This is a genomic window from Streptomyces sp. 4F14, assembly GCF_048159485.1.
Lineage (GTDB): Bacteria > Actinomycetota > Actinomycetes > Streptomycetales > Streptomycetaceae > Streptomyces.
The window spans coordinates 92,475-105,277 of record NZ_JBLRVY010000004.1; the positions used below are offsets into that span (position 1 = coordinate 92,475).

General features: G+C 71.7%; 12 protein-coding genes. 2 read left to right on the top strand and 10 right to left on the bottom strand.

The features are described from left to right. The 4 genes from ACLZOT_RS07395 to ACLZOT_RS07410 form a co-directional block, all read right to left on the bottom strand. Entirely contained in the window at positions 1-1,137 is a 1,137-nt protein-coding gene (locus tag ACLZOT_RS07395) for a hypothetical protein (protein ID WP_416967940.1), read from the bottom strand. Continuing rightward, positions 1,134-2,147 carry a hypothetical protein gene (locus ACLZOT_RS07400; protein WP_416967941.1) on the bottom strand — a complete coding sequence of 338 codons (1,014 nt, stop codon included), beginning with the start codon at positions 2,145-2,147 and terminating at the stop codon, positions 1,134-1,136. The genes ACLZOT_RS07395 and ACLZOT_RS07400 overlap by 4 nt, the downstream gene beginning before the upstream one ends. Further along, positions 2,144-2,803, bottom strand: coding sequence for a cupin domain-containing protein (locus ACLZOT_RS07405; RefSeq protein WP_416967942.1), 660 nt, complete (start codon positions 2,801-2,803; stop codon positions 2,144-2,146). Before ACLZOT_RS07405 ends, ACLZOT_RS07400 begins: the two co-directional genes overlap by 4 nt. Before the next feature lie 143 nt (positions 2,804-2,946). Next, entirely contained in the window at positions 2,947-4,353 is a 1,407-nt protein-coding gene (locus ACLZOT_RS07410) for a carboxylesterase/lipase family protein (RefSeq protein WP_416967943.1), read from the bottom strand. Between the two features lie 223 nt (positions 4,354-4,576). Here ACLZOT_RS07410 and ACLZOT_RS07415 point away from each other — a divergent pair, with 223 nt between their 5' ends. Then, the gene (locus ACLZOT_RS07415; protein WP_416967944.1) at positions 4,577-6,019 is read left to right on the top strand and encodes an MFS transporter; all 1,443 of its coding nucleotides are present in this window, start codon (positions 4,577-4,579) and stop codon (positions 6,017-6,019) included. 56 nt (positions 6,020-6,075) lie between these two features. Here the strand turns inward: ACLZOT_RS07415 and ACLZOT_RS07420 are convergent, their stop codons facing one another. The 6 genes from ACLZOT_RS07420 to ACLZOT_RS07445 form a co-directional block, all read right to left on the bottom strand. Further along, positions 6,076-6,978, bottom strand: coding sequence for an SDR family NAD(P)-dependent oxidoreductase (locus ACLZOT_RS07420; RefSeq protein WP_416967945.1), 903 nt, complete (start codon positions 6,976-6,978; stop codon positions 6,076-6,078). A gap of 103 nt (positions 6,979-7,081) precedes the next feature. Continuing rightward, on the bottom strand, positions 7,082-8,293 hold the full coding sequence (locus tag ACLZOT_RS07425; RefSeq protein WP_416967946.1) for a cytochrome P450: 1,212 nt from the start codon (positions 8,291-8,293) through the stop codon (positions 7,082-7,084). Between the two features lie 27 nt (positions 8,294-8,320). Next, entirely contained in the window at positions 8,321-8,515 is a 195-nt protein-coding gene (locus tag ACLZOT_RS07430; protein ID WP_416967947.1) for a ferredoxin, read from the bottom strand. A 20-nt stretch (positions 8,516-8,535) separates the two neighbouring features. Further along, complete coding sequence (locus tag ACLZOT_RS07435; RefSeq protein ID WP_416967948.1) at positions 8,536-9,720, bottom strand: NAD(P)/FAD-dependent oxidoreductase; 1,185 nt, start codon at positions 9,718-9,720, stop codon at positions 8,536-8,538. Continuing rightward, the gene (locus tag ACLZOT_RS07440) at positions 9,717-10,457 is read right to left on the bottom strand and encodes an SDR family NAD(P)-dependent oxidoreductase (RefSeq protein WP_416967949.1); all 741 of its coding nucleotides are present in this window, start codon (positions 10,455-10,457) and stop codon (positions 9,717-9,719) included. Before ACLZOT_RS07440 ends, ACLZOT_RS07435 begins: the two co-directional genes overlap by 4 nt. Positions 10,458-10,538: 81 nt before the next feature. Then, complete coding sequence (locus tag ACLZOT_RS07445; protein WP_416967950.1) at positions 10,539-10,928, bottom strand: carboxymuconolactone decarboxylase family protein; 390 nt, start codon at positions 10,926-10,928, stop codon at positions 10,539-10,541. A 181-nt stretch (positions 10,929-11,109) separates the two neighbouring features. Between ACLZOT_RS07445 and ACLZOT_RS07450 the strand changes: the two genes are divergently transcribed. After that, a complete protein-coding gene (locus ACLZOT_RS07450; protein WP_416967951.1) occupies positions 11,110-12,750 on the top strand; it encodes a flavin-containing monooxygenase in 1,641 nt (546 codons plus the stop codon). The last annotated feature ends 53 nt before the right edge of the window (positions 12,751-12,803 follow it).

The following is a 12,803-nucleotide window of genomic DNA, read 5'->3' on the forward strand; positions in this document are numbered from 1 at the left end:
TCAGTTCCCGTCCTTCTCGGAGGCCGGCCAGCTCATGAAGCCCAGGGGGCTGAGGCCGGCCTGTCGTACGGCGCGGACCACTGCGGACTCCAGGAGGGCGGGGGGTGCGGCGGCGAGGGGGCTGTACCAGCCTTGGCTGAGCCACTGGACCTCTTCGGTGGTCAGGTGGCTGAGCCAGTCGGGGGTGGGGGGTGAGGTGGCTGAGTGGCTGGGCCTCTCGCCCTCTCGGGTGGCGGAGTGGCTGAGCCTGTCGGCCACTGCGGTGGATGAGTGGCCCAGCCTCTCAGTGGCCAAGTGGCTGAACCACTCATCCACCGCCTCATGCAGCACCACCGCCCGCCGATTCCCCCTGACCGCCCGCACCGGCATCCCCGCATCCACCACCACCTGCCCCGGCCACCGCTCCCGCACCTCCGCGACGAGCCGCAGCCCCCGCGCCCCGGCATCGTGCAGCACGACGACCGGCACCCGCCCGCTCACCTGGTCGAGGTCGGCGACGAGGGTGAACCCCCACCGCCCGGGAACCCCGTTCGCGGCGAGGAACACCCGGACCGCCAGGTCGGTGCAGAGGAGTTGGACCGCGCCGGGACCGGCCTTGCGGCGGGCCGCGTACCTCTCCTCGTCCACGATCCCGGCCGGCAAGGCCCCGTACGCCTGGATCCACCGGTACCGCATCATCGGCCCGAACGCGGCGGTCGTCGGCGTGATGCCGGCGCCCGCGCTCTGTGCGGGCTGGTACGGCTGCCCCCGGGCGATCCGGTACCCGACGACCACGAGCACGAGCCCGACGACCCAGACGAGCCCCCCTGCGGGCAGATCCCGGACGGCGACGGCGAGAGGGACGAGCCCGGCGGCCAGGAGGAGGCCGGTGCTGCAACCGATCCAGCGTTTGCGTCCCCGTTCGGGTGCGCCGGGCCAGGTGCGGTGGGCGGTGCGGGCGAGGTAGCCGAGCTGGGTGAGGGTGACCTTGCGGCGGCCGGAGTCGGTGGCGCGTTCGGCGATGCGGCGGATGCGCAGGTCGTGCATGCCGGGGCCGTGCACCTTGGGGTCGAGGGCGAAGGGCCGCGTGCACTTGACGCAGATACTGCCGGCGCGTTCCGTACGCCGCAGTGATTCCCGGCAGTTGGGGCAGATCATCGGCGGCCCCCGGGCGCGGTCTGGTCCCCGGGCTGGTCGGGCCAGGTGAGGAACCCGACGGCGGCGGCGTCCTGTCGGGCTTCGGCCTGCTGGACGGCCCGCGTCACGACGGCGAGGAGTTTCGCGGGCGGCACCCCCACGAGTGGGAACCCCCAGCCCCGCTCCAGCCACTTGACCTGCCCGGCGCTCAACTCCCCGCTCGCGGCGAGCGACTTGAGGGATGTGACGACGTCGGCCCCCGGCCGCTCCCCCCGCACGGGTACGGCCTTGCGCACCCCGAACACGGCGCCCACCGGCACCCCGACGTCGATGACGACCCGCCCGGGATAGGCGCCGCGGGCCCAGTGGGCGAACAGCACCCCGGCGGCGTCGGCGTCGTGGAGGACCAGGACGGGCCCGTCACCGGACAGCTGGGACGGTTCGGAGACGACGTCCAGGCCCGCGTTGTGCAGGAAGACGGCGATGGACCGGTCGCGGCAGAGCACGAGGGTCCGCTGCGCGGCCCCCTCGCGGCGCGGAGGGTAGCGGGCGTCGTCGAGGATGCCGGACGGCAGAGAGCCGTAGACGATCTGCCAGCGGGCCAGCGAGACGGTGCAGAAGGACGACCGCTCGATCCGGGGCTTCCCCCGCCCCACCCCCATGACGTGCGCGACGACGAAACCGGCCGCGGCAAGGAGCGCGAGCAGCCCGCCGGCCTGGGCGATACCCACACCGGTGCCGAGTCCGAGGATGCCGACGACGGTCCCGAGGAAGATCAGGGCGACCGCGCACCCGAGTTTGCCGTGGGACTCCCGCAGCGAGCGGCGCGCGAGGGCGTACCACAACTGCCCGGCGGTGCAGGAGAGTTGGCCGCGATCGGTGAGGGCCGACGCGATCCTGACGACACGGAGGTCGTTGAGTCCGAGGGGGTTGGTCTTGGGGTCGAAGGCGTACAGGCGCCCGCATTTGCTGCACCGGTTGCCGGGGCGTTCCTTGAGCAGGAGGGACTGGGCGCAGTGCGGGCAGATCATGGCCGGCCCTCCAGTCCTCGTGCGATGCGCCGCAGCCGTGCGGCGAGGCGTTCGCGGACGGTGGTGGCGCCGGTGCCGTGGGCGCCCTGGTGGCGTTCGATGTCCCGCAGCGCGGCGGCGAGTTGCAGGAATTCCGTGTCCCCCCGGCGTTCGGCTTCGTCGGCGGTGATCGCGTAGTCCTCGTGGTCGATGCCGTAGCCGGTGTTGGCGGCGAGGATGGTGAGCGGCTCGGTGCCGCGGTTGGCGAAGGAGTGCGGCATCATCTCGGGGATGCGGATCAACTCGCCGGGGGTCAGGGGGACTTCGGTGACGCGGTCGCGGTCGGGGTCGTAGAGTCCGCAGGCGGCGTAGCCGAGGCTGAGGACGTAGTGCTCGCCGCCGTGGGCGTGCGGGGTGAAGGCGCTGCGCGGGGCGACGATGCCGAGTTTGACGGTGGCGTTGGAGGGGCGTTCGGGTGAGGTCTTGGCGTCGCCGACGAGGTAGTGGGCGAACTGTCCGTCGTCGATGAACTTCAACAGGTCCCGGTCGGAGCCGAGTTCGCGGGCGCCGTCGCGGTCGGCGAGCAGGACGGTGCCGTCCGCGCCGAGCCGGTAGAGCCGTACGCCGGACGGCAGTCGGCCCGCTTCCACGACATCTTCACGCATACCGCTGGACAAGCGCGCCTCCCCCATGTGCCGCTCACTTATGCGCATCGTAAGCCGATGATCCAGAACGCGACGAGGTGCCGGACGGACCAACTTCCTACGTCTGAGCGAACGGTGGGTGAACGACTGGGGCCTCTCCCACTCTCAGACCGAGTTCACAGCCCTTCGCCGAGGTCGTACCAGGTCCCCGCCCGCCACTCCCGCCCCTCCCACGCCGTGCGCCGCCCGGCGTCGGGGTCCCACGACAGGCGGGCCCCGTCGGCGGCGAAGAGCATCGTCGCCCGTCCGGGCAGGGTGTACGGCGTCCAGCCGGCCCGGCCGGTGGTGACGAACTCGCCCCAGGCGGCGTGGAGTTCGGCCCCCGCGCCGGGGCCACCGGTCCAGATGGGCAGGCAGTCGGAGCCGTGGAAGGCGGGGAGGCCGCCGTACTCGGTGAGGGGGCCGTCGTAGCGGGAGCGCCAGACGGGGGCGTGGGCGCTCTGGGCGTCGGCGAGGCGGGTGGTGGGGACGGCGTAGCGCTCGTCGGTCATGACGGCCACCCGGTCGCCCTCGGGGTAGGCGGCGAGGATCTCGTCGCGTCCGGTGGGGCCGAAGGCGTCGGTGAGGATCCGGTCGGCGTGGGTGGCGGTGCCGGGGGCGCCGAGGTCGAAGAGGAGGCATTCGCTCAGGCAGTGCTGGGCGAGGAGGGGGATGCCGGCGGCGGCGCCTGCGGCGATGGCGTCGGTGGGGCGGCGCGGGATGGCGTGTCCGTCGATGGCGGGGCGCCAGAGCCAGGTCGCCTCCAGGCCCTGGGCGATGGCGTTCTGGGCGTCGAGGACGGCTTCGGCGGGCGCGCGCCGGGCGTCGTCGGCGCCCAGTTCCTTGCGGAAGCGGGCGGCGAGGGCGCGGCTCTGGTCCGGGGTCGCCACGTGGTCGCCGCCGCTGCTGGTGGCGGCGGCGTGGACGAGGCCGCGGGTGAGGGGGGAGGCGATGAGGTTGGAGACGGACTTGGCTCCGGCGGACACGCCGTACACGGTGACCCGGCCGGGGTCGCCGCCGAAGGCCGCGATGTTGTGGTGGATCCAGCGCAGGGCGGCGATCTGGTCGTGGGTGCCGTACGCGCCGGTGTGCTCCTCGTCCGGCAGGGAGAGGAAGCCGAGGGCGCCGAGGCGGTAGTTGAGGCTGACGACGACGGTGCCGAAGTCCCGGGCGAAGGCGGCGCCGTCGCCGGCGAGGTCGTGGCCGTTGCCGACGTGGTAGCCGCCGCCGTGCAGCCAGACGAGGACGGGGGCACGCTCGGCGCCGGCGGGGGCGGTGACGTTGAGGTGGAGGCAGTCCTCGGAGGGCGGCGGGAGTTCCAGGGCGCCCGGGAGCGGGGGCATGAGGGGCGGTGGCTGGATCGCGAGGTTGCCGGGGAGTGCGCCGTCGCGTACGCCGGTCCAGGGTTCGGCGGGCAGAGGGAGGCGCCAGCGCAGTTCGCCGACCGGCGGGGCGGCGTAGGGGATGCCGCGCCAGGACAGGACGCCGTCGCCGGTCTCGACGCCCCGGACCTTCCCGCCGCCGGTTTCGATGATCTTCGCCATGAGGGCCCTCCGGACGCGTTCCGCTGCCGTACCGGGTCGAGGTTAGCGGCCGGAATCCCGCTGAACGGGACGGCGACGGTCAAGATCCGGCCTCGAAGGCGCTGGTCAGGAGGCCACAGCTACTGCTCCTGCGCGAATCGTTGATTGTACCGACCGTCAGGTCTATTTTACCGGCGGGCCTCCCCGTTCCGGCCCTTTCCCCGCTCCCCTCCGGAAGGCCGTCATGTCCGACACCCAGACCGCCGCACCCCAGACCCCAGAGAGATCCGCCTCGACGACGCGCCACGTACTCGCCGTCGTCGCGCTCGTGTGGACCGTCCAGCTCGTCTCGCTCGTCGCCGCGCTGTCCGGTATCGCGCAGGCCGAGGTGGCGATCCACTTCCGGACCAGGGAGATCGCCTGGTTCACCCTGATGACGCTGCTCACGGGGACGTTCTTCCTGCCGTTCGCGGTGAAGGCCGCAGCCCTGTTCGGCAAGAAGAAGGTCCTGCTGGCCGCGACGGGCCTCGGCTTCGTCGGCGACCTGGTCGCGGCCCTCGCCACCGACTACCGCACCCTGCTGATCGGGCGTGGCATCGCCGGTGTGTACGCGGCCACCGCGCCGCTCGCCTACGCCATCACCCGCGACATCTTCCCGCGCCGCTGGGTCGGTCCGGCCAGCGGCATCCTCGCCGGGGGCGTCGGCCTGGTCGCCTTCGGCGGGCCCTTCCTGTCCGGCTGGCTCCTCGACGACCACGGTTTCCGCGGGGTCCTGTGGTTCATGGCGGCCAGCACCGCCGTGAGCTTCGCGCTGGTCACCCTGTTCGTGCCGGAGAGCCCGGTGCGCACGCCCGGCGGGCGGATGGACTGGCTCGGCGGGCTGCTCCTCGGCGGCGGCATCACCGCCCTTGTGTACGCCGTCGGGCAGGGCTCGCACTGGGGCTGGTCCAGCGGTCAGTTCCTGGCGTACGTCGCCGGGGCCGTCGTCGCGCTCGTCGTGTTCGTCCTGGTCGAACGGCGGGTCGCCGAGCCGCTGTTCCCGCCGTCGATGACGAGGCGGCGGCCCGTGTGGAGCGTGCTGCTGGCGACGTCGATCGCGGCCGGGTCGCTGAGCGCGGTCGGGGTCGTCATCCAGCTCCTCGTCCTCATGCCGGCCATCCCGCACGTCTCCGAGGGGCTCGGCTGGTCCGGCACGCACAACGCGATCGTCACCAGCCCCATCAGCGCCGCGATCCTCGTCGCCGCCGTCGCGACCGGCCTGCTCGCCCGGCGGGTCGACGCGCGCATCCTGCTGGGCACCGGGTCCGCGCTCACCGTCCTCGGCTACGGCATCGGCACGCAGCTCCACCACAGCGCCGCCGACATCATCGAGATGGGGCTCATCGCGGGGATCGGCACCGGGATGGTCGTCGCGGTGGTGCCCATCATGGTGATCGAGGTGGTCACCCCGGAGGAACAGGCCCTCGCGAACGGGGCGCAGACCCTGGGGCAGGGGGTCGCGCAGATCGTCGTGTCGCAGCTGGCGTTCGTGGTGATGGCCCAGCACGGGGCGGTCCTGAAGGGGACGCAGTTCTATCTCGACGAAGGGTTCACGAACGGGCTGTGGCTGGTGGTGGGGTGCTGTGCGCTCGGGGCGCTGCTGGTGCCGCTGATCCCGAGGGCGGCACGGCTCACCAAGGCCCTGTGACATGAGGAACCGGCGGCCGGTGAGCACCGGCCGCCGGTTCCTTCGTACGCATGCCCCTACGCGCCCTCGAACCGGTGCTTCAGGAAGGCGCCCGACCAGCCCATCAGGTCGGCCGGGACGTAGTAGCCCTTCTCGTCGTTGACGGCGTCCCAGTTCGCGGCGACGTCCTCGATCGTGGCGGGGCCGTCCTCGTGGAGGTAGCCCTCGGTCGAGCCGATGAAGAAGCGGGCGAAGCGGCCCGCGCCGGCCGTGTAGATCTCGCCGTTGACGGGGCAGTTCTCGTGGGCGAGGTAGGCGACCATCGGGGCGACCGCCGAGGACGGCATCACCGGGTCGTCGGTGTCGGAGCCGCCGCCCATGCGGGTCATGGCGGCGGGGGCGATGAGGTTGACCTTGATGTTGTGGGGTTCCCCGGCGATCTTGGCGCTGCGGGCCATGCCGACGGTGCCTGCCTTGGCGGCGGCGTACGCCAGGTTGTTGTCGAGGCCCAGCATGCCGCTGGACGTGGTGAGGACGACACGGCCGTAGGACTGCTCGACGAAGTGCGGCCAGGCCGCGCGCAGCGTGTGGAAGGAGCCGAGGAGGTGGACGGCCAGGTGCCGTTCCAGGTTCTCGGCGTCGATCTCGGGGAGTCCGGCGTACCGGATGATGCCCGCGTTGTTGACGAGGACGTCGATGCGGCCGAAGTGCTCCAGCGCGGTGGCGACGATGGCCTCGCCGCCCTCGGTGCTCGACACGTCGTGCGTATCGGCGACGGCCTGTCCCCCCGCCGCCGTGATCTCGTCGACGACCTTCTGCGCGGGCCCCGCGTCGGAGCCGTCGCCCTCCATCGAGCCGCCGAGGTCGTTGACGACGACCCGCGCACCGCGCTCCGCGAGGAGCAGGGCGTGGGCCCGGCCGATCCCCCGGCCCGCGCCGGTGACGACCGCGACGCGTCCCTCGAAGCTGAACTGACTCATGCCTGACTCCTGTTGCACTGCGGATGCGGATGCTGGCGGCCCTTCAGCGGGGCCGGTGGAAGGGGGCGCACTGCTGCGGCGAGCGCCCCCGGAACGAGCCGGACTACCAGGTGACCGGCAGCTCACCGATGCCGAAGGCGAGCGAGTCGGCCGGACGGAACGCCAGGTCGTCGCGGTCGACGGCAAGGCGCAGGGTCGGCACGCGCCGGTAGAGCGTGCCGTACACGACCTGGAGTTCGATGCGGGCGAGCTGCTGGCCGAGGCACTGGTGGATGCCCCAGCCGAAGGCGTGGTGGTGGGTCGCCTTGCGGGTGAGGTCGAGCTTCTCGGGCTCGGGGAACGCGTCGGGGTCCCAGTTCCCGGCGGGCAGGGGGACGACGATGCCGTCGCCGGCCTTGATCTGGACGCCCTCGAAGTCGAAGTCCTCGGCGGCGATGCGGCGTTGGCCGAAGGTGGCGACGGTCAGGTAGCGCAGGATCTCCTCGACCGCCCCGGCCGCGTCCCGGGTGTCCTCGATGCCCCGCAGCCGCTCCATCTGCTCGGGGTTGTCGAAGAGGAGGGCGGTGCCCAGCGTGATCATGTTGGCGCTGGTCTCGTGTCCCGCGATCAGCAGGATCATCGACAGGAGGGTCGCTTCGGGGAGGGTGAGGTCGCCGTCCTTGATACGGGCCGCGAAGTCGGAGAGGACGTCCTCGGCGGGGTCGTCCATCTTCTTCTGGAGCAGGCCCGCGAGGTAGCCGCCGAGCGCCTGGTTGGCGTTGTTCTGCTGTTCGGCGGTCTTGTCGCTGCGGGTGGCGAAGGAGGCGTGCTCCTGGAAGAAGCCGTGGTCCTCGTAGGGGACGCCGAGCAGGGCGCAGATCATCAGCGAGGGCAGCGGCAGGGAGAGCGCGGTCATGAGGTCGACCGGCTTGGGGCCGGCCAGCATCTCGTCGATCAGCTCGTCGGTGAACCGCTGGATCTGCGGGCGCAGCGCCTCCATCCGGGGCCGGGTGAAGGGGCGGGTCATCATGCGGCGGATCCGGGTGTGGTCGGCGCCGTCCGCGTTGAAGATGGTCAGCGGATGGTGGTGCGCGGTGTCCGCCATCGCCTTGTTGGGGTAGGGGAATCCGGCCCGTTTGTCGTCGGAGCTGACGCGCGGGTCGGAGAGGATGGCGCGCTGCGCGGCGTGGCCGGTGACGAGCCAGGGGGTGGAGCCGTCCCAGATGCGGGCCTTCGTGACGGGGGCCTTCTCGTTGAGGGCGCGCAGTCCGGGTGGCGGGGCGAAGGGACACTTCGTGTCGCGGTCGTCCTGGTAGAAGTACAGCTGCTCGGTCATGGGGGGATACCTCCGGGGAAGGGGGTGCTATTCCTCGATGCGGATGGCGAGCGCGGGGCAGACGGCGGCGGCGTTGCGCACGTCCTCGGCCAGCTCGTCGGAGGGGTGCGCGTCGAGCAGGACGACGATGCCGTCGTCCTCGCGCTGGTCGAAGACGTCCATGGCGGCGGCCACACACTGTCCGGCGGCGACGCACTTCTCCTCGTCGACGACAACTTTCATGGCGGACTCTCCTGGTGGTTCTAGTGGACGGGGGCGGGAGAGCCGAGGCCGTCCACGATCTCCCGGCGGCGCAGGCGGGCCTGCTTGGGCATGTTCCAGCCGAGGACGCCGGTGGTGCGTCCCTCGCTGCGGTAGCGGACGACGAACCGGCCGGCCGCCGGGTCGCCCTCGACGGTCTCGGTCTCGGCGTCCGCCGGCACGAAGCCGTGGACCTGGAGCTTCGCGTCGTACTGGTCGGTCCAGAAGTAGGGGACCGGGGTGTACGGCAGGTCGTCGCCGAGGATGTTCCCGGCGACGGCCATCGCCTGTTCGGTGGCGTTGGTGCGGTTCTCCAGGCGTACGGCGTGGCCGAGGTGTTCGTGGTGCCAGCGGGCGACGTCGCCGACGGCGTAGATCCCTTCGGCGGCCCGGCAGCGGGAGTCGCACACCACGCCGTTGTCGAGGGTGAGTCCGCTGCCGTCGAGCCAGGCGGTCGCCGGGGTGGCGCCGATGGCGACGACCACGGCGTCGGCGGGGAGCACCTCGCCGGTGGCGAGCCGGACGCCGGTGACGCGGCCGCCGTCCCCGGTGAGCCCGGCGACGCCGACGCCGAGCCGCAGGGTGACGCCGTGTTCGGTGTGCAGGTCGGCGAGGGCGGCGGAGACCAGCGGGCCGACCTGGAGCGCCATCGGCGCGGGCAGCGGCCCCACGAGGGTCACGTCCAGGCCGAGGGTGCGCGCGGTCGCAGCGATCTCGGACCCGAGGACGCCCTCACCGACGACGACCAGCCGTACGCCGGGCCGCAGTTCGGCACGCAGAGCGAGCGCGTCGTCCAGGGTCCGCAGCCCGTGCACCCCGGCCAGCTCCGCCTGCCCGGGCAGACACCGGATCCGTACGCCGGTGGCGACGACGACGGCGTCGGCCGACAGCTCCTTGCCGGACGCGGTCAGGACGGTACGGGTGCCGGGGTCGAGGCCGACGGCCGGGTCCCCGAGGAGGAACTCGGCGTCGAGGGCGGCCAGGGCTTCCTGGGGCCGGAGTCGGGCCCGCTGGGGTTCCCAGGCTCCGGAGAGGACCTGCTTGGAGAGCGGGGGCCGGTCGTAGGGGGCGTGCGGTTCGTCGCCCAGGACGGTGATCCGGCCCGTGTGGCCCTTGCGGCGCAGGGTCTCGGCGGTGGTGAGTCCGGCCGCCGAGGCGCCGACGACCAGGACGTGCTGGGTGCTCATACGAGGTAGCGCCCGCCGTTCGTGCTCAGTGTCTGGCCGGTGACGTAGCCGGCTTCCTCGGAGGCGAGGTAGGCGACGGCGTGGGCGACGTCCTCGGGGGTGCCGGCGCGTTTCATCGGCATCGTGGCGGCGACCGCGTCGACGTCGACCGGGCCCTGGCGGACGAGGGGGGTGTCGATGAAGCCGGGCGGGACGTGGTTGACGGTGATGCCCTTCTCTATGTACTCGATCGCCAGCGCCCGGGTGAGGCCGATGACGCCGCCCTTGGAGGAGGCGTAGTGGGCCATGTAGGGGGCGCCGGTCTGCGCGGACGAGGAGGAGATGTTGACGATCCGGCCCCAGCCGGCGGCGAGCATGTCGGGCACGATCTCCTTGGTGACCAGGAAGGGCCCCTTGAGGTTGATGCCGATCATGCGGTCCCAGGCGTCCTCGCTGATGTCGGTGAACGGCTGGTAGGCGGTGGTGCCCGCGTTGTTGACGAGGATGGTGACGGGGCCGAGTTCCTCGCGGGTGCGGGCCGCAGCCTTGGCGACCTCGGTGGCGTTCGCGGCGTCCCCGCCGACGGCGATGGCAACGCCGCCCGCCGCGACGATCTCGGCGGCGGTCTTCTCCGCGCCCTCGGTGTTGAGGTCCCAGACGGCGACTGCGGCGCCCTTGGCCGCGAGGATTCGTGCGATGCCCTCGCCGATTCCCCGTGCGCCGCCGGTGACGACGGCGACCTTTCCCTCAAGTGACATGGTGTGCTCCTCGTTGTGCTCAGGGGGAGCCGGTGCCCGAGGCGCCGGCTGCGGGGATCCCGGACCCCCGTGTTCAGGGCTTCAGCCCTCCAGCGCCTCGCGGGCGGCGGTCCGGGCGGCGACGGCCCGGGGGAAGCCGGTGTAGCCGCTGGAGTGGTAGATGACCTCGGCGATCTCATCCTCGGTCAGTCCGTTGGTCAGGGCGATCCTGACGTGGGTCTTCAGCTCGGTCTCCGCCCCGAGGGCGATGAGGATGCCGAGGGTGACCAGGCTGCGGTCGCGCGGGGCGAGCCCTTCGCGGCCCCACAGCGCTCCCCAGACGCTGGTGAGGCCGATGTCGACGAGGTCCTCGCCGAGGCGGCCGTCGCGCAGGTCCAGGTCACCGTCCGGGAAGACGCCCGGCAGTGCGGCGCGCATGGCCTTCCAGCCGGCGGCCCGCAGATCGGTGGTGTCGACTTCTTCGTCGCTCATGCCTGACTCCTGTCAGCGTCGTCGCGTCCCTGAAGGGAAAGTTAGACCAGACGGTCGGTACAATCAATCTCCGGGTGAGAGTTTCCCGTGCGTTGAAGGAATGCGCGCACTCCTCTACCCTCGCCCTCAATATTCGATCGACCGGTCGATCAAATCAATCCAGGCTCAGCGGGAGAGCACCATGAGCGAGACGACCAAGCAGAACCGTGCGGACCAGGGCCTCGACCTCGACCTCGTCGACATACTGGTCATCGGCGCCGGGGTCACCGGCATCTACCAGCTCCACCAGGCCCGGGAGGCCGGGTTCTCGGTGCGACTCCTGGAGGCGGGGGACGGCGTCGGCGGCACCTGGTTCTGGAACCGCTACCCCGAGGCCCGCTTCGACTCCGAGAGCTACACCTACGGCTACCTCTTCTCCAAGGAGCTGTGGGAGGAGTGGGAGTGGAGCGAGCACTTCGCCGGGCAGCCGGAGATCGAGCGGTACTTCAACCACGTCGTGGACCGCTTCGACCTGCGCAAACACATCGTGTTCGGCGCGAAGGTCACCTCCGCCGTGTGGGACGGGACGTCCGGCACCTGGACCGTGACCGGCGAGGACGGCGCCGCGCACCGCGCCCGGCACGTCGTCGCGGCGACCGGCATCCTGTCCGTGCCGTTCATCCCCGAGACGCCCGGCAGCGAGACGTTCCGGGGCGAGCAGTACCACACCGGCCGCTGGCCCAAGGAGCCCGTCGACTTCACCGGCAAGCGCGTCGCGCAGATCGGCACGGGCTCCAGCGGCGTCCAGATCGTGCCCGCCATCGCCGGCCAGGTCGCGCATCTGACGGTGTACCAGAAGGTCGCCGACTGGCTGACGCCGCTGAACAACCGCCCGATCACCGCCGAGGAACAGGCCCGCCTGAAGGCCGACTTCGAGTCGATCCGCGAGACCCTGAACACCTCGCCCAGCGGGTTCCTCCACCAGATCACGATGCGCTCGGGCCTGGAGGACTCCCCGGAGCAGCGCCAGGACTTCTTCGAGGAGAAGTGGAACGGCCCCGGCTTCACCAAGCTCTCCGAGCACTACTACGACATGACCACGAACACCGAGGTCAACGACGAGTGGTGCGCGTTCATCGCCGACAAGATCCGCTCCATCGTGAAGGACCCGGCGACCGCCGAGAAGCTGATCCCCAAGGGCCACGGCTACGGCGGCCGGCGCCCTCCTTTCGGCACCGGCTACTACGAGGCGTACAACAACCCGAACGTCGAGCTGGTCGACCTCAACGAGACCCCGATCACCCGGATCACGGAGACCGGCATCGAGACCTCCGAGGGTCTCCAGGAGTACGACATCCTCATCTGGGCGACCGGCTACGACTTCGGCACCGGCGCCCTCAACCGCCTCGGCGTGCGCGGCCGTGACGGGCTCGCCCTGGAGCAGCACTGGGCGGCGGGCCCCTCCACCTACCTGGGCGTGACGACCGCCCACTTCCCCAACTTCTGGTTCCCCGGCGGCCCGCACGGCGCGCTGGGCAACAACCCGCGCTACTCCGGCGACCAGGTCGACTACGTGACGGACCTGATCGTCCACGCGCGTGACACCGGCCACGACGTCGTCGAGGTCACCCTCGACGCCGAGGACGAGTGGACGGACCTGGTCAACGACAACGCGGGCCAGTCCTCGTTCCTGCGCAGCAGCTACTTCTACGGCGCGAACATCCCCGGCAAGCCGATCCGCCAGCTCCTCAACCCGACGGGGCGCATGAAGCTCCAGGAGCTGATCCGGGAGTCGGCCGAGGGCGGCTTCCCGGCGTTCGGGTTCACGAAGTCCGAGGGCTGAGGGCGACAGGGGGAACGCCCGTACCGCGCGCCTGCGGTACGGGCGTTCCGGGT